This is a genomic window from Bradyrhizobium jicamae (assembly GCF_018130695.1).
Classification (GTDB): Bacteria; Pseudomonadota; Alphaproteobacteria; order Rhizobiales; family Xanthobacteraceae; genus Bradyrhizobium; species Bradyrhizobium jicamae_B.
In genome coordinates, this window is the sequence record NZ_JAFCJX010000013.1 from 198,212 (window position 1) to 222,338 (window position 24,127).

The following is a 24,127-nucleotide window of genomic DNA, read 5'->3' on the forward strand; positions in this document are numbered from 1 at the left end:
ATTCAGGCACTCAGGAGCGGGCGGCCGGACCGGGCGCCTCCGTGACGCCGTTGAACCATGTCCCTTCAGATGACCGCCGAATCCAACAGTAATCGCGCGCCCGAGCCGTTCGTGGCCCACGGACCGGCACGGCGCGGCGGCAGCATCCTGCTGGTGCTTGCGGTCGCCATCGGCATCGTCGCGGTGGCGCTCTGGCTGATGACCATCGGCCGCGCCCAGGCGCAGCCCTATATCCTCGGTGTGCTGGCGCTGCTCGCCACTGTCGGCCTGTTCACCCTGTTCGCCTATGCCGCCGGCATCATCCGCTTCTCCGACCGCACCTCCGACGACCCCGTGATGGGCCGCATCGCCGACCATGCCTATGACGGGCTCGCGGTCACCGATGCCCGCGGCCATGTGGTCTATTCCAACGCCGCCTATCTGACGCTGACGGGGGCGGCCGGACCGCAGGATGTGCGTCCCGTGGAGCGCGTCTTCATCGGCAATCCCGATGTCTCCGAGGCGGTCTTCCGCCTGCTCAAGGCCGCCCGCGAGGGCAAGCGGCAGCAGGAGGAGGTCCGCATCGCCGGCACCGACGGCGCGCAGGGCCGCTGGCTGCGGATGCGGGTGCGTCCGCTGGGCTCTGCCAAGCGCGACTCCAGATATGCGGTGTGGTCGATCGCCGATATCACGCGCGACCGCGAGCGCCAGGAGGACGTGTTCCAGGAGCTGCAGCACGCCATCGAATATCTCGACCACGCGCCCTGCGGCTTCTTCTCGGTCAATCCGGCCGGCGAGATCGCCTATGTCAACGCCACGCTCGCCAACTGGCTCGACTACGACCTCGCCGAGATCGGCTCGGGCGGGCTGAAGCTGACCGACATCGTCTCCGGCGATGGCGCATCGCTCCTGACCTCGATCGTGCCGGTGCCGGGCGAAGTGAAGACCGAAGTCTTCGACATTGATCTGCGGATGCGCGGCGGCAAGACCGTGCCGGTGCGGCTCTATCACAAGCTCGCCTTCGGCGCCGATGGCACTGCGGGCGCCTCGCGCACGCTGGTCATCAGCCGCGCCCGCGACGAGCGCTCCGATCCCGAGCGCGCCGCCGAAGTCCGCTTCATGCGCTTCTTCGACCACACGCCGATGGCGATCGCGACCGTGGATCGCGGCGGCAACATCGTCGGCGCCAATGCGCGCTACGCCAAGCTGGCGCAGACCCTGGACGGTGACGGCGCGGCGGCGAAGTCGATCTTCCGCGCAGTCAATCCGCGCGACCGCGGCCTGTTGATCGCGGCGATCAACCAGGCCGCCGAAGGGCAGGGCGACATTGCGCCGGTCGAGGCGATGCTCGATGGGCCCAAGGAGCGCTTCGGCCAGTTCTTCGTCACGTCGGTGGAGAAGGACGAGCGCGACGCCGAGACCGCGATCGTCTATCTGCTCGAGACCACCGAGCGGCGCACGCTGGAAAACCAGATCAACCAGTCGCAGAAGATGGAGATGGTCGGCCAACTCGCCGGCGGCATCGCCCACGACTTCAACAACGTGCTCTCAGCCATCATGATGGCGAACGACTTCCTGCTGAACGCGCACAAGCCGACCGATCCGTCGTTCCAGGACATCATGCAGATCAAGCAGAACGCGACCCGCGCGGCGACGCTGGTGCGGCAACTGCTGGCGTTCTCGCGACGGCAGACGCTGCGGCCGCAGGTGCTGGATCTCGGCGATGCGCTGAGCGACCTCACCATGCTGCTGCGCCGGCTGATCGGCGAGAAGGTCAAGCTCGACCTCGTGCACGGCCGCGACCTCTGGCCCGTCAAGGTCGACGTCTCCCAGTTCGAGCAGGTCGTGGTCAATCTCGCGGTCAACGCGCGCGACGCGATGCCCGACGGCGGCAAGCTTATCGTCAGGACCGCCAACGTGTCGACCGAAGAGGCCGCGCAACTCGCCAACAAGGGCATGCCGGCAGCCGATTACGTGAAGATCGAGATCGCCGACACCGGCACCGGCATCCCGCACGAGATCATCGACAAGATCTTCGAGCCGTTCTTCTCGACCAAGGAAGTCGGCAAGGGCACCGGCCTTGGCCTGTCGACGGTGTACGGCATCGTCAAGCAGACCGGCGGCTTCGTCTATGTCGATTCCAAGCCGGGCGAGGGCACCAATTTCCGGATCTACCTGCCGCGGCATCGTCCGGAGCAGGAGGTTGCGCCGGAAGCGCCGGCCGGCAACGGCGCGGCGAAGGAAGCTGCCGTCGCAGAGGCTCCGAAGCCGAAGCAGGATCTCACCGGGCAAGGCACCATCCTCCTCGTCGAGGACGAGGATGGCCTGCGCTCGCTCAACGCCCGCGGTCTGCGCTCGCGCGGCTACAGCGTGATCGAGGCGGCCAACGGCCTCGAGGCCGTGGAAGCGCTGGAGGAAAAGGACGGCGCGGTCGACCTCGTCGTGTCCGACGTCGTGATGCCGGAGATGGATGGTCCGACGATGCTGAAGGAGATGCGGAAGAAAAATCCGGAGCTGAAGATCATCTTCGTGTCGGGCTACGCCGAGGACGCTTTCGAGAAGAGCCTGCCGGAGAACCAGCAATTCGCCTTCCTGCCGAAGCCCTTTGCGCTCAGCGCCCTGATCGAGAAGGTCAAGGAGACCATGACCGCGCAGTAGAGCATGATCCGGAAAAGTGTGAAGCGGTTTTCCCTCGCGACAAACGCGGAACGCGTTTGCGCGGAGATCATGCTCAAACAGAAAAGCTAAAGCGCGATGAATCTCATCGTGCTTTAGAGCGCAACTCGCTCACGGCCCCTGGTCCAGCCGTGTGATGGGCAAGAGATCTCCCTTCGCCGCCGGCACGATCCGGTTGGACACCATGCCGGCATCGCTCTCGGGCTCCAGCAGGGCGAACACCAGGCCTGCCAGGGGCTGGTCGGCCGGCACGAAGATATCGCCGGGCCGCGCCTGAACGGTCGCCTGCTCGAGAACGAAGGTGCCCTTGACGATCGCGCCGGCGCCGGTGTCGTCGCCGCGGCCATCTTCCTTGGCCCCGACCGCAAGCTCGGTCGCCCTGTAGCGGCTGCCCGCAACGGTCGTCTCCGCAGTGATCGCGCGCGTCGTCAGGCCGGCGCGTTGCAGCGCATCGATCGCGGCGGTCTGCTCGCGCTCGATCAGGTAGCCGGCCGGGCGCGGCCGGGTCAGGACGGGATCGATCTGCAGCGCCGAGAGCCACGCCACCGACACGGGCTTGTCGGCACCGGTCGCGGGGTCGACGAACACCATGTCGCGCCGCTCGGGGTGCGGATGCGCTGCTACCACGACGGGACTGCCTGACGTGCTGGCCTCGGTCGCCGCCTGCTTCGACAGCGCCATGAAGGTGGCGGGATCGCGGGCGGCCTGCCGCAGGATCGCTTCGGCGGCCACGACATGGGTCTGCACGCGCCTCGCCAGATGCGCCCGGCCGAGGCCAACGCCCCGCGTCTCCAGCAGGAAGCTGACGGCATTGCGCAAGCCGGCGACGTTGCGCCCGGTATCGGGCTCGATCCCGCCCATCGCAACCGGCGAGTCGGGTCGGCTGCCATCGGTCGTGAAATACCAATCATGCGTCAAACCGTTCGCGTCGAAGGCTGCGAGAATGGCCGGCAGGAAGATCTGCTGCTCGGCGCGGTCCAGGCTCGGCGGCAGATTGGGGACGGTCGCGTGCTGGATCATCGCGTCGGTCCGCACCAGGCCGCCGAACTTCTGCACCCAGCGGCCGCCGACCGTGAACTCATGGCAGTCGAGGACGAGTTGCGGATGATAGCGCGTGAACAGCGCGCCGAGGTTGCGAATCTCCGGCGTTCGCAACAGCGTGTGGTCGCGGTTCGGATCTATTCCGTTCGCCAGCCCCCGCACGAACGCCGCGGCGCCATCCGGATTGGCGCGCGGCACGATGATGACATCGATCGACTGCAGCAGCGCCGCGAGGTCACCCGTACCGAGGCGTTGCGCCAGCACCAGGGCGGCTTCTCCGCCTGCCGGCTCATTGCCGTGTTGTTGTCCGATGATCAGGACGACCGGCTTCACACCGGTGCCGATGCCGTGATGGGCCGTCGAGAACGACAGCACGGGCAGTTCGCGTCCCTGTTGGGATCGGGCGTCCGCGTCGAGCCGCATCAGCGGTGCTCGAGATGCGAGGCTCCGCAGGAACGCCATCAGTTCGGCCTGCGAGGTGAAGTCCTGCTTGCCGGTTGCGAATGCCGGCGTCGCGTAGGCGACCGGCGGGTCAGGGTAGCGGGCAGCGACTCCCGGCGCTTCCACCAGCGCGGATGATGGATCGAATTCTGCCAAACCTGTGGCGGGAGCTGTGGCGATGGCGGCGGCGATGCCGGCTCGGATCAGGCTGTAGCGAAGCATCGATATGTCCGTCATCCTTGGCGGCTCTCTGGTATCGCAACCTGTGCTGTCGATTCCGGCTGTGAGCAAGGCCCTTTTTGGGGTTTTTTCAGCCGGCAATTGCGGTTATTGCCGCATCTCCGCGACTGAGGGCCGCAGCCGCGGTTCCCGTTTACCGCTTCCATTTTCAGCAACCCTGCCCATCTTAGGGGCGTTTCCCCATGCCGGGGAGATTTGAGGAAACCAAGATGAATTTCTCGCAACGTACGCGCGGAATTGTTCGGGCACTGGCCGTCGCGATGGCTTTGGCATTGCCCGTTGCCATGACCATTTCAGCGGCCGACGCCCGCGTCGGCGGCGGCATGGGCTCGGGGTCGCGCGGCTCGCGCACCTACTCCGCGCCGCCTTCGACCAGCACCGCGCCGGGTACGGCGGCGCCGATGAACCGCACCTTCAGCCAGCCTGGCAGCCCCAGCATGGGTGCGCCGGCGGCAGCGACCTCCGGCGGCCTGTTCGGCCGTGGCGGCGCCGGCCGCGGCCTGCTCGGCGGTCTCGCCGCAGGCTTCCTGGGCGCCGGCCTGCTCGGCATGCTCTTCGGCGGCGGATTGTTCTCCGGTCTCGGCGGCCTGTCGTCGATCCTCGGCCTGCTGCTGCAGATCGGCCTGATCGTGCTCGTCGTCCGCCTCGCGATGTCGTGGTGGCAGCGCCGCAACGCGCCGGCCGAGGCCTATGCCGGCGGCCCGGCGGCGGGTGCTGCCGGTCCGCAGCCGAACGCCCGCTCGGGCTTCGGTTTCGGCCTGGGCGGTGGTTCGTCGAACGCGCCGGTCGAGATCGCACCCGCCGACTATGAGGCGTTCGAGCGCCTGCTCGGCGAGATCCAGGCCGCGTGGTCGGACGAGGACATCGCCAAGCTGCACACGCTGGCGACGCCGGAAATGGTCTCGTACTTCACGAAGGACCTCGAGCAGAACAAGGCGAACAACGACATCAACAAGGTGTCCAACGTCAAGTTGCTGCAGGGCGATCTCGCGGAGGCCTGGCGCGAAGGCGACAGCGAATACGCCACCGTCGCGATGCGCTTCTCGCTGGTCGACAAGACGCTGGAGCGCGGCTCCGGGCGCCTGGTGGCTGGCAGCGAGCAGCCGATCGAGGTCACGGAGGTCTGGACCTTCGTGCGCCAGCGCGGCGGCAACTGGGAACTCTCGGCGATCCAGCAGACCAACTGATCGATTGCCGATCGTCACGAAAAAGAGGCGTCGCGGAACATTCGCGGCGCCTTTTGCTTTACGCGTCACGCGCGCGTCGCGGCGGCGGAATAATGGCTCGCAGCGAGGGTTGGTCTCAGGAGCGTTTTCCAGCGAAGTGGACACCGGTTCGCGTGAAGAAAACGCGTCAAATAAGAAGCGCATCATAACAACCACCGGGAGGATGAGATGAAACTGTTGACCAAGATCGCCATGCCGGCCTGCTTTGCTCTGGCTGTGATCGCAGCGCCGCCGGCGCTGGCGCAGACGGCTTCCGACACCAGCTTCTTCCTGACCAGCAACGGCGTCGGCAATGGCGGCAATCTCGGCGGGCTCGCCGGCGCCGACAATCAATGCCAGACGCTTGCGCAGGCCGCGGGCTTCGGTGCGCCGAAGACCTGGCGCGCTTATCTCTCGACCCAGGCCGCCGACGGCCAGGGCGCGGTGAATGCGCGCGACCGCATCGGCAAGGGACCGTGGAAGAATGTGAAGGGCGTCGTGGTCGCCAAGGACGTCGCCGACCTGCACAGCGCCGGCAACAATTTGACCAAGGAGACCGCGCTCTCCGAGAAGGGCGAAGTCGTCAATGGCGCCGGCGACAAGCCGAACCGTCACGACGTGCTGACGGGCTCGCAGGCCGACGGCACGGCCTTTGCGGCCGGCGAAGACCGCACCTGCAAGAACTGGACGAGCTCGACGCAGGGCGCCGCGATGGTCGGACATTTCGACCGCAAGGGCCTGCGCGACGATGACGCCTCGAAATCGTGGAACACGTCGCATCCGTCGCGTGGGCCGGATGGCGGCTGCTCGCAGGCGGACCTGAAGAGCACCGGCGGCGACGGACTGCTGTACTGCTTCGCGGCGAACTGATCCCGATTTAGTGCGTTGACGTGTGTGATGTGGCCCCGCAGGTTTGCGGGGCCATGTTCGTTGTTCAAGCACCGAGGGTCATTGATGCGCTACCAGCTCTACTACTGGCCGATGATCCAGGGCCGCGGCGAATATGTCCGGCTCGCGCTGGAGGATGCCGGCGCCGATTACACCGATGTCGCGCGCGGCAAGGGCGGCATGTCGGCGATGATGACAATGATGGAGGCGCGCAAGGGCACGCCGCCCTTTGCGCCGCCGTTCCTGAAAGCCGGCAATCTCATGATCGCGCAGACCGCCAACATCCTGCTCTATCTCGGCGCCCGCCACGGGCTGGCGCCGAAGGCGGAGGCCGGGAAAATGTGGGTGCACCAGCTGCAGCTCACCGTCGCCGACTTCGTGCTGGAGATTCACGACACCCATCATCCGCTCGGGCCCTCGCTCTATTATGAGGACCAGAAGGCGCCGGCGAAGAAGCGCACCGAGGAGTTCTGGAAGTCGCGAGTGCAAAAATATCTCGGCTATTTCGACGAGATCGTCGGCGCCAATGGCGGTGCCTGGCTCACCGGGCGCCGCGTGACCTACGCCGATCTCTCGCTGTTCCAGATCGTCGAGGGCCTGCGCTACGCTTTCCCGAAGCGCATGCAGGCGTTCGAAAAGAAGATTCCCCGCCTGACTGCGCTGCGCGACCGCGTCGCGGAGCGGCCGAACATCAAGGCCTATCTGGCCAGCGAACGGCGGATCCCGTTCAACGAGGAGGGCATCTTCCGCCGCTACAAGGCGCTGGATCTTTGACGCGCGCTCACCACAGCCCCGGCAGCAGCCGATAGCGCACTCGCGCCGCATACTCGGTGTAACCCTCGAGGCCCGCGCGCAGCGTGCGCTCCTCGATCCGGGTGCGGACCGCGAACATCAGGAAGAACACCGGCAGGAAGGCGAGGCCCCACCATGATCCCATCATGAGCGGCACGCCGGCAAAGAACAGCATCACGCCCCCGTACATTGGATGGCGCACCCACGCATAGGGCCCGGTCGAGATCACCTGATGATCCCGTTCGGTCTGCACCTTCACCGTGGGAGCTGCGAACGAATTGGTGCGGAACACCCACATGATCAGGACGGTGGAGAGCAGATAGAGCGCGAGGCCCAGCGCCATCAGCGGCAGCGAGCTGTCTGCGTCATGAAAGCGCCGGTCCAGTCCCATCGCGACGAACCAGAGAAACGCGACCATGGCGAAGGCCAGCATGAAGAGCTTGTCTTCCGCAGGCTGTTCGTTGCGCGCGGTCAGCTTCATGCGCTCGGCTAGCAGGCCGGGATCGGTCCGTGCGAGCCAGATGCCACAGATCGGGCCGAGGGCCGCGGAGACGATGAGGAGCGCCCATGCGCCGGGCCAGTGCCACGTGCCGGCGGATGCAAACAGCACGACCGCTATGGCGATAACGAAGAATGCGTTCTGCGCCAGCAGCTTTGCGATCATGGCGATCATCCCGGTCCTTCCGGCCACGATGATCGCGCGCATTCCGGCAAACTTGCGACCGCCGCCATCAACTTTCGGATCACGGCTCACCACGAGTTCCGCGTTGACATTTATATAAGTAATTACTTATATATTTGCCATGGCCAGCGCGATACAGATCACCAGCGTGATGAAGACCCTCGCGGACCCGACGCGGCGGGCAATGTTCGAGCGCATCGCGCGGGAGGGGGAGATCGCGGCGACCGGGCTGGTGCGTGGCTCAAAAGTGTCGCAGCCGGCGGTGTCACAGCATCTGCGCGCGCTGCGCGATGCCGGCCTCGTCATCGAGCGGCGCGACGGGCGCCACATCCATTATCGTGTCGCGCCGAAGGGGCTCGGCCCGCTGTTCGACTGGCTCGGCCACTACCAGAATTTCTGGCAGGAGCGTTTCGAGAATCTGGAACGGCTGTTGAAGGGGAGTGAGTGATGGGCGAGACGCGTGCGATCACGGTCGAGAAGGTGTTGCCCTATCCGGCGGAGAAAGTTTGGCGGACGCTGACCACCAGCGAGCTCCTGGTGAAATGGCTGATGCCGAATGATTTCGTTGCCGCGGTCGGCCACAGGTTCAACTTCCGTACCCGACCGATGGGCGACTGGGACGGCGTCGTGCAGTGCGAGGTGCTGGCCTGCGACCCGCCAAAACTGCTGCGCTATTCCTGGAAGGGCGGCGCCGACACCAATCCGGACTACGGCTCGAAGCTCGATTCAACCGTGACCTGGACGCTGACGCCGGTCGACGGCGGCACGCATCTGCGCATGGTGCATGACGGCTTCGTCTTCCCCGGCAACCGGTTCGCCTTTGACGCGATGAGCCCGGGCTGGGGCAAGATCATGGACGCGATCGGGCGCGTCACCGCGGAAGCATGACGCGGCTCACTCGTCCTTGCCGCGCGTGATCGCGATCGACGCGTCGGTCTTGGTGCGCGTGCATTCCATGTTGAGGCGGCGGTAGCGCATCGAGACCTTGTCGCCGCGCAGGATGCCCATCCGCTTCAGGCAGCGCGACGAGCCGGTGGTGGTGTCGTCCTTGGTCACGGTGAAGACCAGCGCGGCGCTGGCGCCGACCAGATTGTAGAACTCCGGCTTCGGCTTGCGGTCGCCCTTGGCGTAGAGCTCGATCGAATATTTGTCGCCGCGGCAGCCGAGCGACAGCTCCTTGGCGGCGGGATGGGTGAGGTAGACGATGTTGGCGGCGCGGAAATTGACCTTCAGCCCGTCGATCTGGTTGGCCAGCACTTTTGCGATCTCGTCGCACTGATCGGCGCGAGCAGGGGAGGCGGAGACGGCGGCACCGAGCGCCAGCAAGGCAATGGACAGCGTGGAGCGGACGCAGGACGGAAAACGAAGGCGCAGTTGTCGTGTCATGAAACCCCCGCGGTATGAAATGCGGGAAGGTTCATGCAGGGACTTGGCCACCGCGTCAATACGCACCGTGACTGCGTGATGCAGTCACGGTGCGCATTTCATGAACACCGTGTCGGCCGTGCAGCGGTTCAGTACGCGGCTTTCTTGCACTTGCCGTTGTGCAGCTTGGAGACGCCGGCGGCCTGGCGTTCGCAGTCATTGCCGTAGGTCTTGTTGTCGCAACCGCACACCGGCCGGAAGATCTTGGTGCAGATCTGCGGCTTGTTTGCGCAAACGCCCTGTTGGTCGCCACGTCCGCAGACGCCGGGCTTGAAGTTGCAGAATTCGTTGGGAGCGCATTGCAGCGGAATGATGCCGCCGCAGGCCTGTCCAACGACCGCCTGGGCGCCTGACGTGGCCGAGATCAGCAAGACGAGCGCTGCGAACGAGACGAAAAGCCGGGTCTTCATGATTGCCTCCCTTGGGTTGGGTCTCACATGGTCCGTCAATCCATACGACAACCTGAGATTACATGTCTGTGAGGCATTCCACAATGATTGCCGTTTTTCGCGCATGGCAGGGGTCGTGCGGCTTCCCTTTCCTTTGCCGGAAAAATGCTTAGAACGGCTCTATGTTGCCGGCGGCCCAAATCCCTCCGGCCCTCGAACAAACGAGCAGCCCATGAACGCCCCCACCGCCTTTCCTGACCAGCAGAAGCCTGTTCCGCCCTATAAGCACACGCCCTTGTTCCCGCTCGGCGCGGACACCACGCCCTACAAGAAGATCACCAGCGAAGGCGTGCGGGTCGAGAAGGTGCTCGGCAAGGAGATGGTCGTGGTGTCGCGCGAGGCGTTGCGGGCGCTCTCGGAAGCCGCGTTCGGCGACATCAACCACTATCTGCGGCCGGGGCACCTGAAGCAGCTCCGCAACATCCTCGAGGACAAGGAGGCCAGCGACAACGACAAGTTCGTCGCCTTCGACTTCCTGAAGAATGCGAACATCGCGGCCGGCGGCGTGCTGCCGATGTGCCAGGACACCGGCACCGCGATCATCATGGGCAAGAAGGGTTGCAACGTCATCACCGACGGCGACGACGAGGCGGCGCTCTCGGAAGGCGCGCGCGACGCGTACCTCCGCCGCAATCTGCGCTACTCGCAGGTGGCGCCGCTGTCGATGTATGAGGAGAAGAACACCGCGAACAACATGCCGGCGCAGTGCGAGATCTACGCCGAGGGCGACGACGCCTACAAGTTCATGTTCATGGCCAAGGGCGGTGGCTCCGCCAACAAGAGCTTCCTGTTCCAGGCCACGCCCTCGGTGCTGACCAGGGATCGTCTGCTCGCCTTCCTGAAGGAGAAGGTGCTCACCCTCGGCACCGCGGCGTGCCCGCCCTACCATCTGGCGATCGTGATCGGCGGTACCTCGGCCGAGCTCTGCATGAAGACCGTGAAGCTCGCCTCGGCGCGCTATCTCGATGCGCTGCCGACCCATGGCTCGCCCGACGGCAACGCGTTCCGCGATCTCGAGATGGAGCAGGAGATCCTGAAGATGACGCAGTCGCTCGGCGTCGGCGCGCAGTTCGGCGGCAAGTATTTCTGCCACGACGTGCGCGTGATCCGGATGCCGCGCCACGGCGCGTCGCTGCCGATCGGCCTCGGCGTGTCCTGCTCGGCCGACCGCCAGGTGCTCGGCAAAATTACAAAAGACGGCGTCTATCTCGAGGAGCTCGAGCACAATCCGGCGCAGTATCTGCCTGTTGTCGAGCAGTCGCTCGGCGGCGAGGTCGTCAAGATCGATCTCAACCAGCCGATGAAGGACATCCTGGCGACGATGTCGCAATATCCGATCAAGACCCGCGTCTCCATGACCGGCACGATGATCGTCGCGCGCGACAGCGCACACGCCAAGCTGCGCGAGCGGCTGGAGAAGGGCGAGCCGCTGCCGGATTACTTCAAGAACCATCCGGTCTATTACGCCGGTCCCGCCAAGACGCCTGACGGCTACGCCTCCGGCGCATTCGGCCCGACCACGGCGGGCCGTATGGACTCCTTCGTCGACCAGTTCCAGGCGGCGGGCGGCTCGATGGTGATGGTCGCCAAGGGCAACCGCGCGGTCGCGGTGCGCGAGGCCTGCAAGAAGCACGGCGGCTTCTATCTCGGCTCGATCGGAGGTGCTGCGGCGAACCTCGCCGAGCACTGCATCAAGAAGGTCGAGGTGGTCGAATATCCCGAGCTCGGCATGGAAGCGATCTGGCGCATCGAAGTGGTCGACTTCCCGGCCTTCATCATCATCGATGACAAGGGCAACGACTTTTTCAAGGAATTAAACCTCGGTTGAGGGCGATCGGCCTCGACGGATTCTCCAAAGGCTGGGTCGCCGTCTCCTTCGACGGCGACCGGCAATCCATCGCCTTTCATCTCGACATTTCGGACGCGCTGGCGCGTCCGTTCGACCGTGCCGGGATTGATATCCCGATCGGCATGACCAACGATGGTGTGCGCGATTGCGATCTGATTGCGCGCCAAAAACTCCGTCCGCATGCGTCGCGCGTCTTCACCGGTGCGCGGCGCTGGCTCTGGCAGGAGTTTGATGATCCAAGCAAAGCGAACGACGACGCGCTGCGCCGCGGCCAGACGCGCGTGTCGCGCCAACTCTGGCATCTCGGCACGAAGATCATGGAGGTCGACGCGTTCGTTCGCGCGCATCCCCGCGCTGATATCCGCGAAGTCCATCCCGAGCTGGTGTTCCTGCGGCTGAACGACGGCAAGCCGTTATCGCCGAAGAAGTCGGAGGAGGGCGATGCCCTCCGCCGCAAGCTGCTCAAGCGATCCGGCTTCCGCGACATCGAGGCATGGCTGAACGAAACGCGGATCGGCCGCGGCGCCAAGCGTGACGACGTGCTGGATGCCTGCGCGGTGGCGCTTGCCGCGCGCGAACCATGCGGATGCGTTCCGGAGGGACCGGCGCCGCTGGATGCGCATGGCCTGCCGATGCAAATCTGGTTCTAGCGCGGGCGTGCTGTAGCAGCCGTTACCGCAAGTCTTGCCTGTATCGCTTGTATTAACCACGACGCGGCGAGTGCGACGTTTTGGCGCGTGCGAGGTTGCGCCTGTTCAAGAATGCAACTCTTTCCGGCCAAGGAGCCTTAACGTTTGTCGCCGACCCTGCGCGCCATCGAAAGAAGCGGGCATGGGCGGCATGATGCGATCGACGATGGAGCAGGCGGGATGGGCGGTGCTTGCGCTCGCGGCCATCGGCCTCGCGGGCTGCAATGAACGGCCGCCCGGCGTTTATGACGTCAGCGTCAACGAGGCCTATCGGCGCCTGGTCGGCGACACGCTGCCCGACATGGTCTACGCCAAGCAGTGCGGCATTCTCATCCATGTGACGCCGACGGGTGTCCCCGGCTACTCCGTCACCTGGAAGGTCAACAGCAGCGGCAAGGAGGTCGTGCGGTTCACGGCCATGCTGTCGGCCGTCAACGACAAGCAGACCAGGGTCGAGATCCGCGTGCCGCCGGCGCCCGACGGCGGCGAGATGTATGACGGCTCGAAATTCTACAAGCGGCCCGCGTTCAACCAGCCGCTGCGCCCCGCGGTGCAGGAGCAGGTCGCGGCGATCCTCGAGGGGCGGAAATTCGATGTCCGGCGCGTCGGCCCCGGCAAGGACAAGGTTTGCGACGTGCAGCGCGGCGGTCTTGATGCCGGCGTCGCGCGGTTCAGCGTCAACGATTGATGGATGGAGATTGACGATGAGGCCCGTGTACCTCGGCGCATTTGTCGTGGCCTGTGCCGTGATCTACTTCTTCACGATGCGTCCCAGCACCAACGGTGCGGTGTATCGCGTGCCGCTCGCGCAGGTGCGCCAGGATCTTGCGAAAGCGGATATTCCACCCGTGTTCGGCAGTACGCCGCTGGATGTCCAGGCGCGCGGGATCGGTGATGCCGTCGTCTGGACCGTCCGTCAGGGCAGGGAGGAAATCTTCCGCTACACCGCCGACTTGAAGGTGGAGGGCGACGGGGCCACCCGCGTCAAGGTGAAGATGGAAGGTACCGGCGCCTACGCCAAGCGCCTGGCGGACAAGCCCCTGATCAGGGACATGTATCTCATCGCCATGGAGGAGCGCGTTGCCTCCACGCTGGAGCATCGGGAGTACGACATGACCCGCGTCTATCCCGCGATGTCGGCGGCCGTGGTGTCGAACATGGGCAACTTGCAGGCGTCCGCGGACCAGGCGGCCGCAGCCTCCGAACGGGAGAACCGCAGGAATTACGAGAAGGCCTATCGTGACGAGGCCGCCGGGCGCCGCTGAGCGGTCGGAACGAGTGGCGCGGGCGGCGCGCCAGATCTGGTTCTAACCATTCGTCATGCCCGGGCTCGTCCAGGCTCGTCCCGGGCATCCACGTCTTCAGGTCGATCTTCCCCCAGGGCAAGACGTGGATGGCCCGGTCAAGCCCGGCCATGACGGCTGCCCCTCAAAATGAGTTGCGTACCTCAAAAACCCTCTGCTAGGCTACCAGCATGAGGGACGAGGTCGCGACCGCACCGCTGACGCTGAAGGACATCGCCCGCCAGGCGGGCGTGAGTCTCGCGACCGTCGACCGCGTGCTGCACAACCGCCCCGGCGTGCGGCCGGACACCGTCCGGCGGGTCAGGGAGGCGATCGAGCGCAATTCCTTCCAGCCGCATGTCGCCGCCGCCGAGCTCGCCCGCGGCCGGGCGCGGCGCTTCGCGTTCGTGATGCCGTCCGGGCCGAACCTGTTCATGCAGCAGATCGAGGCCTATCTCGGCGAGATGGCGGGCTGGCTCGCGGCGCGGCGTCTCTCCGTCGAGATGATCGCAACCGACGTGTTCGATGCGAACGCGCTCGCCGATTGCCTGGAGCAGCTCGCCGGCGACTATGACGGCGTCGCCGTGGTTGCGCTCGATCATCCCAGCGTGCGCGCGGCCATCAACGATCTCGTCGATGGCGGCACCGAGGTCGTGACGCTGGTCTCCGATGTGCCGTCGTCGCGGCGGCATCACTACGTCGGCATCGACAATATCGCGGCGGGCCGCACCGCCGGCGCGCTGGTCGGCCGCCTGGTGGGTGCACGTCGCGGCAAGGTCGCGATCATCGCGGGCTCGCTAGCGCTGCGCGACCACGCCGAGCGCATCTTCGGCTTCAACCAGGTGATGGCGTCCGAATTCGCCGGCCTTGAGGTGCTGCAGGTCGAGGAGGGGCGCGACGACGATGCGCAATCGGAAGCGCTCGCCGCGCGGCTGCTGCGCGACCATCCCGACATGGTCGGGCTCTACAATGTCGGCGCAGGTACGCCGGGCGTCGCCAGGGCGCTGAGCGAGTCCGGACGCGACAAGGAGGTCATCTTCGTCGGCCACGACGTCACGGTGCTGACGCGAAAGCTGCTGCTGTCGGGTGTGATGGATGCGGCGATTTCGCAGAACCCCGGCCATGAGGCGCGCGCCGCGGTGCGCGTGCTGTTGGCGCTGGCGCGCGGCGAGCCGATCCTGAGCGAGCAGGAGCAGATCAGGATCGACATCGTGATGCGGGACAATCTGCCGTAACCGGAAAACCGGACGGCAGAAATTTGCAAGACGACTCTCGGGCGGCAAGGGCGACTTGAGTTCGCTTCCCCGCAAGGGACGAAGGGAGGACAGGTTCGTGTATCTCGGAATGGACGTCGGCACGTCCAGCGTGAAGGCGGTACTCGTTGATGACGCGGGCGCGGTGATTGCGATCGCCGCACGCGAGCTTGCGCTGTCGCACCCGGCACCGTTGTGGTCCGAGCAGGATCCCGACGCCTGGATCAGCGCCGCGATCGGCGCCGTCGACGATCTGGCGGCGGCGCATCCACGCGAGACCGCGGCGGTGCGCGGCATCGGGCTATCCGGCCAGATGCATGGCGCGACACTGCTGGACGCGGATGGCCGTCCGCTGCGTCCGGCGGTTCTCTGGAACGACGGCCGCTCGCACGCCGAATGCATCGAGATGGAGCAGAAATGTCCCGCACTGCATGACATCGCCGGCAATCTCGCGATGCCCGGCTTCACCGCGCCAAAACTGTTGTGGGTGGCGAAGCATGAGCCGGAGACGTTCAAGCGCGTCGCAAAAGTGCTGCTGCCCAAGGCTTACGTCCGCTATCGCCTGACCGGCGAGATGGTCGAGGACATGTCGGATGCCGCCGGCACGCTGTGGCTCGACGTCGGCCGCCGCCGCTGGTCGGAGGAACTGCTGCAGGCAACCGGGCTCGACAGCAGCCACATGCCGCGGCTGATCGAAGGCAGCGACGTGAGTTCGGTGCTGTCGCACGAACTCGCGCAGCGCTGGGGCATGGCGGATGGCGTCGTCGTGGCCGGCGGCGCCGGCGATTGCGCGGCGAGCGCGATCGGGCTCGGGGCGATCGCGCCGGGCGATGCGTTCCTGTCGCTGGGAACGTCGGGCGTGCTGTTCCGCGTCACCGACCGCTTTGCGCCGGCGGTTGGGTCGGCGGTGCATGCGTTCTGTCACGCGTTGCCCGGGCTCTGGCATCAGATGGGCGTGATGCTCTCCGCCGCCGCGTCGCTGGCGTGGCTTTCGGATGTGATGGCGACGCCGGCGCCTGCATTGCTCGCGCCGCTCGGCGAAGCCGTCGATGGACCGAGCCCGATAAAGTTCCTGCCTTATCTCGATGGCGAGCGCACTCCGCACAATGACGCGGCGGCGAGCGGCGCCTTCGTCGGCTTGCGCGGCGCCAGCGGTCGCCATGCGATGGTGCAGGCGGTGCTCGAAGGCGTCGCCTTCGCCGCGCGCGACAATCTCAATGCATTGGCGAGCGCCAGCTCAGAGATCAAGGAAGTCGACTTCGTCGGCGGCGGATCGCGCTCGGCGCTGTGGGCGCAAATCTGCGCCGACGTGCTCGGCATTCCCGTGCACCGCGTCGAGGAAGGCGAGGTGGGCGCCGCGCTCGGTGCGGCCAGGCTCGGCCGGCTTGCCGCGACCGGCGAAAAGCCGGCCGACGTCTGCACACGTCCGCGGCGGCTCGCCACCTTCACGCTGCGCGCCTCGGCGCGGGCTGCCTATGACGACGCCTATCACCACTGGCGAAAGCTTTATCCCGTGCTGAAGGAGTTTTAAGTGACCGCGGCATCCGAATTCTTCACCACACGCGCGCCGATCGCCTACACCGGCGCGCAGGCCGCCCATCCGCTCTCCTTCCGCTGGTACGACAAAGACCGCGTCGTGCGCGGACGGCGGCTCGAGGATCATCTGCGCTTTGCGGTGTGCTACTGGCACTCGCTGTGCTGGCCTGGTCTCGATCCCTTCGGTGGCGAGACGTTTCTGCGGCCGTGGCATCACGGCACCGATACGATGGCGATGGCGCGCGCCAAGGCCGACGTCGCCTTCGAGCTGTTCCGCCTGCTCGACGTGCCCTTCTTCACCTTCCATGACGTCGACGCCGCGCCCGAGGGCCGCACGCTCGCCGAGTCCGTCGCCAATCTCAATGCGATTGCCGATGTGTTCGAGCAGAAGATGGCTTCAGCAAAAGTTCGGCTGCTCTGGGGTACAGCAAATCTGTTCTCGCATCGCCGCTACATGGCGGGTGCCGCGACCAATCCCGATCCTGATATCTTCACCTATGCCGCCGGGCAGGTGCGCGCCGCGCTGGAAGTGACGCACCGGCTCGGCGGCCAGAACTATGTGCTATGGGGCGGCCGCGAGGGTTACGAGACGCTGCTCAACACCGACATCGGGCGCGAGCTCGACCAGCTCGGCCGCTTCGTGTCGCTGGTGGTCGAGCACAAGCACAGAATAGGCTTCAAGGGCCCGCTGCTGATCGAGCCGAAGCCGAGGGAGCCGTCCAAGCATCAATACGATTTCGATGTCGCGACCTGTTACGGCTTCCTGCAGCGCTATGATCTCTTGAAGGACGTCAAGCTCAACATCGAGCAGAACCACGCCATTCTTGCCGGCCATTCGTTCCAGCACGAGGTGGCGCTGGCGGAGGCGCTTGGCGTGTTCGGCTCGCTCGACATCAACCGCGGCGACGATCTGCTCGGCTGGGATACCGACCAGTTCGCGATGAACGTTCCCGAACTTGTCCTGGTGTTCCACGAGATGCTGAACCGCGGTGGCTTCACCACCGGCGGCCTCAATTTCGATGCAAAAGTTCGCCGGCAGTCGATCGATCCTGATGATCTCCTCCACGCCCACGCCGGTTCGATGGACGCCTGCGCGCGCGCCTTCCTCGCGGCATCAGACATGCTCGACGCCGGCGTGCTGACGGCGCCGCTCGCCGATCGCTACAAGGGGTGGGGCGATGCCGAGGGGCGCGCGATCCTGAGCGGGCAGCGCTCGCTCGCCGATCTTGCCGATCGCGCGATGGCACACAATTTCGATCCGCAGCCGCGCTCGGGCCGGCAGGAATATCTGGAATCCCTCGTCAACCGCTACGTCTGAGCGAGGCCGCCATGGCAAGTGCAAGCGTGCAACCGGTCCTGGAGCTGACCGGCATCGGCAAGGAGTTCGGCGCGATCCGCGCGCTGCACGACGTCGACTTGCAGGTCTATCCCGGCGAGGTGGTCGGCCTGATGGGCGACAACGGCGCCGGCAAATCGACGCTGGTGAAGGTCATCGCCGGCAACTTCCCGCCGAGTCATGGCGAAATGCGGTTCGACGGCAACGCCGTGCAGTTCTATCGCCCGGTCGATGCCCGCGCGGTCGGGATCGAGGTGGTCTATCAGGACCTCGCGCTATCGGACAATCTGACCGCGGCGGCGAACGTCTTCCTCGGCCGCGAGCTGAAGCGCAGGATCGGCCCGTTCGCGCTGCTCGATCACAAGGCGATGGCGGCGCGGGCGCTGGAATTGTTCGGCGAGCTGCGCTCCGAGACACGGCCCGATGATCTGGTCAAGCAGATGTCGGGCGGCCAGCGCCAGGCGGTCGCGATCGCGCGGACGCGGCTGTCGAACGCCAAGCTCGTGATGATGGACGAGCCGACGGCGGCGATCTCGGTGCGCCAGGTCGAGCAGGTGCTGGGCCTGATCCATCGCCTCAAGGAGCAGGGCGTCGCCGTGATGCTGATCTCGCACCGCATGCCCGACGTGTTCGCGGTCTGCGACCGCGTCGTGGTGATGCGGCGCGGCGAGAAGCGGGCCGACAAGCCGATCGCTGACACCAGCCCCGAAGAGGTGACGGCCCTGATCACCGGCGCGAAGGAGGCGGCGTGATGGCGCTCCCGATGGAATCCCCTGTTACCTTCAGCAATGTCGGCAAGACCGCCTGGTGGCAGCGCGGCGTGTTCGCCTCGCAAACCGCCTATGTCACGCTGGCGCTGCTCGTGCTGCTGGTCATCATGCACTTCGCCAGCCCGTATTTCTTCACCGAAGGCAACATGCAGAACGTGGCGAAGAACTTTTCGTTCATCGCCATCGCCACGCTTGGCGTCACCTTCGTGATCATCACCGGCGGCATCGATCTCTCGGTGGGATCGATGATGTGCTTCTCCGCCATGATCACCTCGATGGTGATGACTGCTCTCTCGACGCCGGGCATGCCCGGCGCGTCACTGTTCGTGCACCTCGCCGCCGACGGCAAGACCGTGGTCGCCAATGTACCGGGCCTGATCCTCGTGACCTCGGTGCTTTCGGGGCTCGGCGTCGCGCTGATCGTCGGCCTCGTGAACGGCTTCTGTATCGCGGTGCTCGGCCTGTCGCCATTCGTCACCACGCTCGGCATGCTCTCGATCGTGCGCGGCCTCGGCTATGTCGTCTCGAACGGCCGCGGCAGTTTTCCGGGCGGACCGGACGCCGACTATTTCTACAGACTGACGTCCGGCGATCTGCTCGGCGTGCCCATGCCGTTCCTCTATCTCGTGATCCTCGCGCTCATCATGGCGGTTGTGCTGCATCACACCACGTTCGGCCGTCATGTCTTTGCGCTCGGCGGCAATGAGAAGGCGGCCGAGCTCACCGGCGTCGCGGTGGTGCGGGTCAAGATCGAGGTCTATGTGATCTGCGCGCTCGCCGCCGGCCTGCAGGGCATCATCATCTGCGGCTGGCTGGGATCGGCGCCGGCCAACATGGCGACCTCCTACGAGCTCAACGTGATTGCGGCTGCGGTGATCGGCGGCGCCAATCTCGCCGGCGGCATCGGCGGGCCGCTAGGTGCCATCGTCGGCTGCGTGCTGCTGGAGGTGATCCGCAACGGGCTCGTGCTCGCGCAGGTCAACTCCTACTGGCAGCAAACCCTGGTCGGCGTGATCATCATCCTCGCGGTGCTGGTCGATCGGGTCCGTTCGCGCATGCTCTAGGCGTTTTGAGGCTGGCCGGGAGACAACAACGTCGTCTATCCGCTCCCGGATCAGACCATTCAGGATAGGCAACAAAAATTGTGGAGGGAAACAATGAGGAAAGTTCTGCTTGCCGGCATGGCCTTTGCGATGATGGCGACGCCGGCCTTGGCCCAGACCTACAAATTCGTCATCGTCCCCAAGGCGATGAACAATCCGTTCTTCGATTTCGCGCGCGACGGCTGCCAGAAGCGCGCCAAGGAGCTCGGCAACATCGAGTGCATTTACAAGGGCCCGGTCGAGCATGAGCCTGCAACGCAGGCGCAGATCATCCAGGATTTCGTCACCCAGAAGGTCGACGGCCTCGCGATCTCGGTCGCCGACGTCGCCGCAATGACCAAGTCGATCGAGGCGGCGGCTGCGGCCGGCATTCCCGTCATCACCTTCGATGCGGACGCGCCGGGCTCTAAGCGCATCGCCTATATCGGCACCAACAACAAGGAGTTCGGCGTCTCCCTCGGCAAGCAGCTGCTGCAGCTCCGTCCTGAGGGCGGCAAATACGCGATGATCTCGGGAGGTCCGGGTGCCCGAAATCTCGCCGAGCGCGTCGATGGCGTGCGCGAGGCGCTGAAGGGCTCGAAATGGGTCGAGGTCGGGGGCTCGCCGACGTTCTGCAACGACGATCCCGCGCTCGCCGTGCAGCAGATGACCGATCTGCGCACCGCAACGCCCGATCTCGCCGCGATCGTGCCGATCGGCGGCTGGCCGATGTTCGCGCCCGAAGGCTTCAAGGCCTTCGCCAGCAAGTACAAGAAGGACATCGATGCCGGCAAATTCACGCTCGTCGTCGCCGATACCCTGAAGATGCAGCTCGAGCTGCTGCGCGACGGCTACGCCAACGCGCTGACGGGACAGCGGCCGTTCGAGATGGGCGAGAAATCGATGGACGTGCTGCTCGCGATCAAGAAGGGCGAGAAGGTGCCGGAGATCGTCTATACCGGCCTCGACCTCGTCACCAAGGACAACGTCGCGCAGATGCTGAAGTGAGTTAGAGCGGCTTGCTCGCTACACCTCTCCCGCTTGCGGGGGAGGTCGCATCGCATCGAAGATGCGATGCGGGTGGGGGCTCTCTCCGCGATACGACTCGTGGAGAGAGCCCCCACCCCAGCCCTCCCCCGCAAGCGGGAGAGGGAGTCTTATCCCTTCGCGGCTGATTGTGTGTTTACGCCCGCGAGCCCGTGAACGGGAAGCTGCCCATCGGGCCGATGCCCATCTCGCCGGAGATGCTGTCACCGGAGACCTTGCCCGAGAAGTCGAGCGTGAGCGGCATCGGGTTGGTGATCGAGACCTTCCAGGCCACGTCGTCGCCGTTCACGGTGCCCTCGAAGATGTCGGTCGAATTGCCTTCGGCGCCCTGCGTGCCGGTCAGCGTGCCGCCGGCGCTCTTCAGCGACAGCGTCGCCTTGCGCTCGCCCATCGGCGTCGTCATCGTCAGATTCCAGTTGCCGTCCACTGCCATATTGTACTCCCCTCAAGATAAGGCGTGCGCGGGTATAGCCTATCCCGCCGCGCAGTTCTAACGGTTTAAGCCTGCGCCGCGGCGCGCAGCCGGCTGCCGACCGCGAAGCGGAACGCGACGTACTGGATCGCGAAGGCCGCGACCTTGGCGCCGACCAGCACGACCGAGACGTAGAACGCCCACAGCTTCATGTCGCCGGTCCACGCCACCGCAACGGTGCCCGCGGCGAGCACGAACATCAGCGCGGCCCAGGCATAGCCCGCGACGGTGACATACTCCGGAATGGTCTCGGTCACGATCGGCGGCAGGTAGCGCAGCAGCCAGCCGCGCTTGAGCATGATGGCGCCGATCGCGATGTGGCCGATCGCGGGCTTGGCCAGCACGAAGCGCGGATCGTTGGTCAAGAGCGTGGCGCCGCCGAGCACGATCACCAGCGCCAGGCTCGCCCAGGTCATGTAGCCGAGCGCCTGGCCCTTGACGCGGGCCCAGATCACCTGGGCGATCGCGCCCACGATCGCAACTGCGGTCGCCAGCACAACGTTGTCGGTGGCGAGATAGATTACCAGGAAAACGATGGTGGAGAGAAAATCCGAGGCGAGGCGGCGAAAGACGTCTTTCATCGTCGTTGAGTCCTGTGTCTTTTCGTGGATGGCTAGTGCGAGGTGACGGCGTTGGCCGGGGGCGGGGTGAGCTTGGCCTTGCGATATTCCGGATACCATTGCGTGAAGTAGACTGCACTGTTGCGGGCGGCGAATGCGACCAAGAGTCCCGTCCACAGCGGCAGGGTCGGCACATAGAGCAGCAGCACATTGCCGGCCATCATCAGCACCATGGCGCCGACCCAGGCCCAGGTGATCGTGTAGTTGGCGCCGATGAAGCCGGGATATTGCGCGGTCTGCGCGTCCACCGTTTCCAGCGCGTATTGCAGCGTGAAGGGCCGGCGGAAGATGATCGAGAGCAGGCAGACCAGGAAGATGCCGGCATCGACCGCGAACTTCACGGCAACCGTGCCGAGCGTATGGTCGACCAGGGCGACGTAGCTTCCGACCGCCATGAAGGTGATCACCGAGCCGACGCCGAGGATCTTGATCGAGCGGCCGCCCGCGATGTCGTAGGCGATCACGCCGAGGCAAAGGGCCGCGCTGGCGAACAGGCTTGTTGTCGCCGAGGTCACCATCATCAGCAGGGCGAAAACACCGTAGGGAGCAAGGACCAGGAAGACCGTCATGGCAGAGCCTCATGGGCTAATCTTTACATCGTAAAGATACCCTAGGGGTGCGGGCGGGAATCGTCAAGGAAAATCTTTACAGTGTCAAAATAGAGTGATGCACGGTAAGAAAGCATAATTAAATCAAAAGATTGCGTCATTTTTCGTGTGATGCGCCGATCCCTCCGCATCGTCATGGCCGGGCTTGTCCCGGCCATCCACGTCTTTCCTTGCACCGGATTCAAAGACGTGGATGCCCGGGACAAGCCCGGGCACGACGAGTTCGTGGAAACGCTTCCCTTCTCACGGATGCAGAATCCCGCTTCCCGCGCTCCCCCGCGACCTCCCCAACGACTTCATTCCGGGCCGCGCGATGGCGCGACCCGGAATGAAGGATGGCATGTGACGTCCTGCGACTCCTACGCCGCGACCCAATTGCCGTGGAATCCATCCGGTACGCGATGGCCGAGATGCACCAGCGCGACGGGGCCGGCATCGACATCGGTCGCGTTGAACACCGCGAGGTCGCTGCAGTTCTCACGTGCGCGCCAGACCACTGCGAGCAGCCAGCCATCGCCGTCGGCGGCGTCCTTGCCGCGCTCGACGAACACCGGCTCCGAGATCGTGTCGCCGGCTGGCAGCTGATAGTGGCCGAGCCGTTTGCCCTTGCCGTCGACATGCGCGATGCCGGAGAGCCAGCTGAAGGTCGGCGAACCCGCCGGCGCACAGGCGTACCAGCCATGGCGGCTGGCGCGGCCGGCGAAGCGATCGTCGATCCGCGGGAATTCGCCGGTGAGGTCGTCGAGATAGGTTTGCGTGAAGCGGTCGGTATTCCCGGCGAGATCGAAGGTCCAGCGGCACAGCCGTGCGCGCGACTTGTCCGGATCGGTCGGCGTGCCGTCGGGATGGTTGAACAGCGGCGCTTCCTCGAACTGCATGACATCGGCGATGATGCGGTCGCCTTCCTCCCAGGCGTTCATGACGTGGAAGACGTAGCAGCTCTCGGCGCGGAACCAGACGATGTCCTTCGCCGATCCCTGGCGCTTCATCACGCCGACATAGCTGCCCTTCTCAGGCTCCCAGGCGTAGGGCGCCTTGCCGCGCATCGCGCGCTCCATGCTGCCGGTGATCGGCAGCACCGGGAACAGCAGATGGTTTTCGGTGACGATGAAGTCGTGCACCATGCTGGCATAGGGTGCCTCGAAGCGATCGAACCGCGTCACGATGCCGGATGAATTGACCGAGCCGAACGACAGCATCGCGGTGAGGGGACCTGCGGCGTTGTAGCCGAAGAACACCATCTCGCCGGTCTTGGGGTCGATCTTCGGATGCGCGGTGAATGGGCCTTGAATGGCGCCATTGTAGTCGCAATAGCTTTTTCGATTGAGCGTACCGGGCTCGATCTCGGTCGGCAGATGGCCTTCCTCCAGCGCGAGCAGGCGGCCGGCGTGCGCGATGATGTTGGTGTTGGCAACGCCGCCATCGGTCGGCGCGGAGGCGGGCGCATCCGGCAGCTTGCGGCCGAAACCGCCGTACAGCGCGCGGCCGGCGTCGTGCTCGGCCTGCCATTTCGGCGTGCGGATCCAGCGATTGCGATAGCTGGCGCGGCCGTTCTCGAGATGGAAGGCGTGCAGCATGCCGTCGCCGACGAACCAGTGCGCGCCCGGTGCCTCGAACTGCGGATTGGGGCCGTTGCGATAGAGCGTGCCATTGAGCTCGCGCGGCAATTCGCCGGTGATCTTGAGGAACGGCGCGTCGCATTCCATCGGGATCGGCGCCACATTCGGCCGCTTCGAATTCGTCACATTGTCGAGCATGTCACCT

General features: G+C 65.4%; 24 protein-coding genes. 16 read left to right on the forward strand and 8 right to left on the reverse strand.

Features of this window, described 5'->3' with window-relative positions; all coding sequences use genetic code 11:
- Window positions 1-69 precede the first annotated feature (69 nt).
- The gene (cckA, locus tag JQ604_RS20670; RefSeq protein ID WP_212360770.1) at window positions 70-2,637 is read left to right on the forward strand and encodes a cell cycle histidine kinase CckA; all 2,568 of its coding nucleotides are present in this window, start codon (window positions 70-72) and stop codon (window positions 2,635-2,637) included.
- A gap of 129 nt (window positions 2,638-2,766) precedes the next feature.
- Here the strand turns inward: cckA and JQ604_RS20675 are convergent, their stop codons facing one another.
- Window positions 2,767-4,359, reverse strand: coding sequence for a M14 family metallopeptidase (locus JQ604_RS20675; RefSeq protein WP_212360617.1), 1,593 nt, complete (start codon window positions 4,357-4,359; stop codon window positions 2,767-2,769).
- Window positions 4,360-4,559: 200 nt separating this feature from the next.
- On the opposite strand from JQ604_RS20675, the gene JQ604_RS20680 reads away from it, so the two are divergent.
- The 3 genes from JQ604_RS20680 (at window position 4,560) to JQ604_RS20690 (ending at window position 7,244) form a co-directional block, all read left to right on the forward strand.
- Window positions 4,560-5,564 carry a Tim44 domain-containing protein gene (locus tag JQ604_RS20680; protein ID WP_212360620.1) on the forward strand — a complete coding sequence of 335 codons (1,005 nt, stop codon included), beginning with the start codon at window positions 4,560-4,562 and terminating at the stop codon, window positions 5,562-5,564.
- A gap of 207 nt (window positions 5,565-5,771) precedes the next feature.
- Window positions 5,772-6,452: a lectin gene (locus JQ604_RS20685; protein WP_212360623.1), complete on the forward strand. Its 681-nt coding sequence runs from the start codon at window positions 5,772-5,774 to the stop codon at window positions 6,450-6,452.
- An 84-nt stretch (window positions 6,453-6,536) separates the two neighbouring features.
- The gene (locus tag JQ604_RS20690) at window positions 6,537-7,244 is read left to right on the forward strand and encodes a glutathione S-transferase (RefSeq protein ID WP_212360626.1); all 708 of its coding nucleotides are present in this window, start codon (window positions 6,537-6,539) and stop codon (window positions 7,242-7,244) included.
- A 7-nt stretch (window positions 7,245-7,251) separates the two neighbouring features.
- Here the strand turns inward: JQ604_RS20690 and JQ604_RS20695 are convergent, their stop codons facing one another.
- Window positions 7,252-7,926 carry a methyltransferase family protein gene (locus JQ604_RS20695; RefSeq protein WP_212360630.1) on the reverse strand — a complete coding sequence of 225 codons (675 nt, stop codon included), beginning with the start codon at window positions 7,924-7,926 and terminating at the stop codon, window positions 7,252-7,254.
- 139 nt (window positions 7,927-8,065) lie between these two features.
- On the opposite strand from JQ604_RS20695, the gene JQ604_RS20700 reads away from it, so the two are divergent.
- Both JQ604_RS20700 and JQ604_RS20705 read left to right on the forward strand, forming a co-directional pair.
- Window positions 8,066-8,392: an ArsR/SmtB family transcription factor gene (locus JQ604_RS20700; protein WP_212360634.1), complete on the forward strand. Its 327-nt coding sequence runs from the start codon at window positions 8,066-8,068 to the stop codon at window positions 8,390-8,392.
- On the forward strand, window positions 8,392-8,832 hold the full coding sequence (locus JQ604_RS20705) for an SRPBCC family protein (protein WP_212360638.1): 441 nt from the start codon (window positions 8,392-8,394) through the stop codon (window positions 8,830-8,832). Before JQ604_RS20700 ends, JQ604_RS20705 begins: the two co-directional genes overlap by 1 nt.
- Window positions 8,833-8,838: 6 nt before the next feature.
- Here JQ604_RS20705 and JQ604_RS20710 read toward each other — a convergent pair whose 3' ends face one another.
- Both JQ604_RS20710 and JQ604_RS20715 read right to left on the reverse strand, forming a co-directional pair.
- A complete protein-coding gene (locus tag JQ604_RS20710) occupies window positions 8,839-9,330 on the reverse strand; it encodes a hypothetical protein (RefSeq protein ID WP_212360641.1) in 492 nt (163 codons plus the stop codon).
- 128 nt (window positions 9,331-9,458) lie between these two features.
- Window positions 9,459-9,779, reverse strand: a complete 321-nt coding sequence (locus JQ604_RS20715) for a Kazal-type serine protease inhibitor family protein (RefSeq protein ID WP_212360645.1) — start codon at window positions 9,777-9,779, stop codon at window positions 9,459-9,461.
- 211 nt (window positions 9,780-9,990) lie between these two features.
- On the opposite strand from JQ604_RS20715, the gene JQ604_RS20720 reads away from it, so the two are divergent.
- The 10 genes from JQ604_RS20720 to JQ604_RS20765 all read left to right on the forward strand — a co-directional run bounded on the left by JQ604_RS20720 (window position 9,991) and on the right by JQ604_RS20765 (window position 20,624).
- Window positions 9,991-11,646, forward strand: coding sequence for a fumarate hydratase (locus JQ604_RS20720; protein ID WP_212360649.1), 1,656 nt, complete (start codon window positions 9,991-9,993; stop codon window positions 11,644-11,646).
- Entirely contained in the window at window positions 11,643-12,317 is a 675-nt protein-coding gene (locus JQ604_RS20725) for a DUF429 domain-containing protein (RefSeq protein ID WP_212360652.1), read from the forward strand. The genes JQ604_RS20720 and JQ604_RS20725 overlap by 4 nt, the downstream gene beginning before the upstream one ends.
- 190 nt (window positions 12,318-12,507) lie before the next feature.
- Window positions 12,508-13,044: a hypothetical protein gene (locus JQ604_RS20730; RefSeq protein ID WP_212360655.1), complete on the forward strand. Its 537-nt coding sequence runs from the start codon at window positions 12,508-12,510 to the stop codon at window positions 13,042-13,044.
- A 16-nt stretch (window positions 13,045-13,060) separates the two neighbouring features.
- Window positions 13,061-13,621, forward strand: coding sequence for a hypothetical protein (locus tag JQ604_RS20735; protein WP_212360658.1), 561 nt, complete (start codon window positions 13,061-13,063; stop codon window positions 13,619-13,621).
- Window positions 13,622-13,830: 209 nt separating this feature from the next.
- Window positions 13,831-14,874: a LacI family DNA-binding transcriptional regulator gene (locus JQ604_RS20740; protein WP_212360661.1), complete on the forward strand. Its 1,044-nt coding sequence runs from the start codon at window positions 13,831-13,833 to the stop codon at window positions 14,872-14,874.
- A gap of 97 nt (window positions 14,875-14,971) precedes the next feature.
- Window positions 14,972-16,423: a xylulokinase gene (gene xylB, locus JQ604_RS20745; RefSeq protein WP_212360664.1), complete on the forward strand. Its 1,452-nt coding sequence runs from the start codon at window positions 14,972-14,974 to the stop codon at window positions 16,421-16,423.
- Window positions 16,424-17,746 carry a xylose isomerase gene (xylA, locus tag JQ604_RS20750; protein WP_212360669.1) on the forward strand — a complete coding sequence of 441 codons (1,323 nt, stop codon included), beginning with the start codon at window positions 16,424-16,426 and terminating at the stop codon, window positions 17,744-17,746.
- Window positions 17,747-17,757: 11 nt separating this feature from the next.
- A complete protein-coding gene (locus JQ604_RS20755) occupies window positions 17,758-18,516 on the forward strand; it encodes an ATP-binding cassette domain-containing protein (protein WP_212360672.1) in 759 nt (252 codons plus the stop codon).
- On the forward strand, window positions 18,516-19,598 hold the full coding sequence (locus tag JQ604_RS20760; RefSeq protein WP_212360675.1) for an ABC transporter permease: 1,083 nt from the start codon (window positions 18,516-18,518) through the stop codon (window positions 19,596-19,598). Before JQ604_RS20755 ends, JQ604_RS20760 begins: the two co-directional genes overlap by 1 nt.
- 93 nt (window positions 19,599-19,691) lie before the next feature.
- Window positions 19,692-20,624 carry a sugar-binding protein gene (locus JQ604_RS20765; RefSeq protein WP_212360678.1) on the forward strand — a complete coding sequence of 311 codons (933 nt, stop codon included), beginning with the start codon at window positions 19,692-19,694 and terminating at the stop codon, window positions 20,622-20,624.
- Between the two features lie 175 nt (window positions 20,625-20,799).
- Here the strand turns inward: JQ604_RS20765 and JQ604_RS20770 are convergent, their stop codons facing one another.
- The 4 genes from JQ604_RS20770 to JQ604_RS20785 all read right to left on the reverse strand — a co-directional run bounded on the left by JQ604_RS20770 (window position 20,800) and on the right by JQ604_RS20785 (window position 24,120).
- The gene (locus JQ604_RS20770) at window positions 20,800-21,096 is read right to left on the reverse strand and encodes a hypothetical protein (RefSeq protein WP_212360681.1); all 297 of its coding nucleotides are present in this window, start codon (window positions 21,094-21,096) and stop codon (window positions 20,800-20,802) included.
- Between the two features lie 65 nt (window positions 21,097-21,161).
- Window positions 21,162-21,716 carry an inner membrane-spanning protein YciB gene (locus JQ604_RS20775; RefSeq protein WP_212360685.1) on the reverse strand — a complete coding sequence of 185 codons (555 nt, stop codon included), beginning with the start codon at window positions 21,714-21,716 and terminating at the stop codon, window positions 21,162-21,164.
- Window positions 21,717-21,748: 32 nt separating this feature from the next.
- Entirely contained in the window at window positions 21,749-22,324 is a 576-nt protein-coding gene (locus tag JQ604_RS20780; protein ID WP_212360688.1) for a hypothetical protein, read from the reverse strand.
- A 398-nt stretch (window positions 22,325-22,722) separates the two neighbouring features.
- Complete coding sequence (locus JQ604_RS20785) at window positions 22,723-24,120, reverse strand: carotenoid oxygenase family protein (protein WP_212360691.1); 1,398 nt, start codon at window positions 24,118-24,120, stop codon at window positions 22,723-22,725.
- Between the last annotated feature and the right edge of the window lie 7 nt (window positions 24,121-24,127).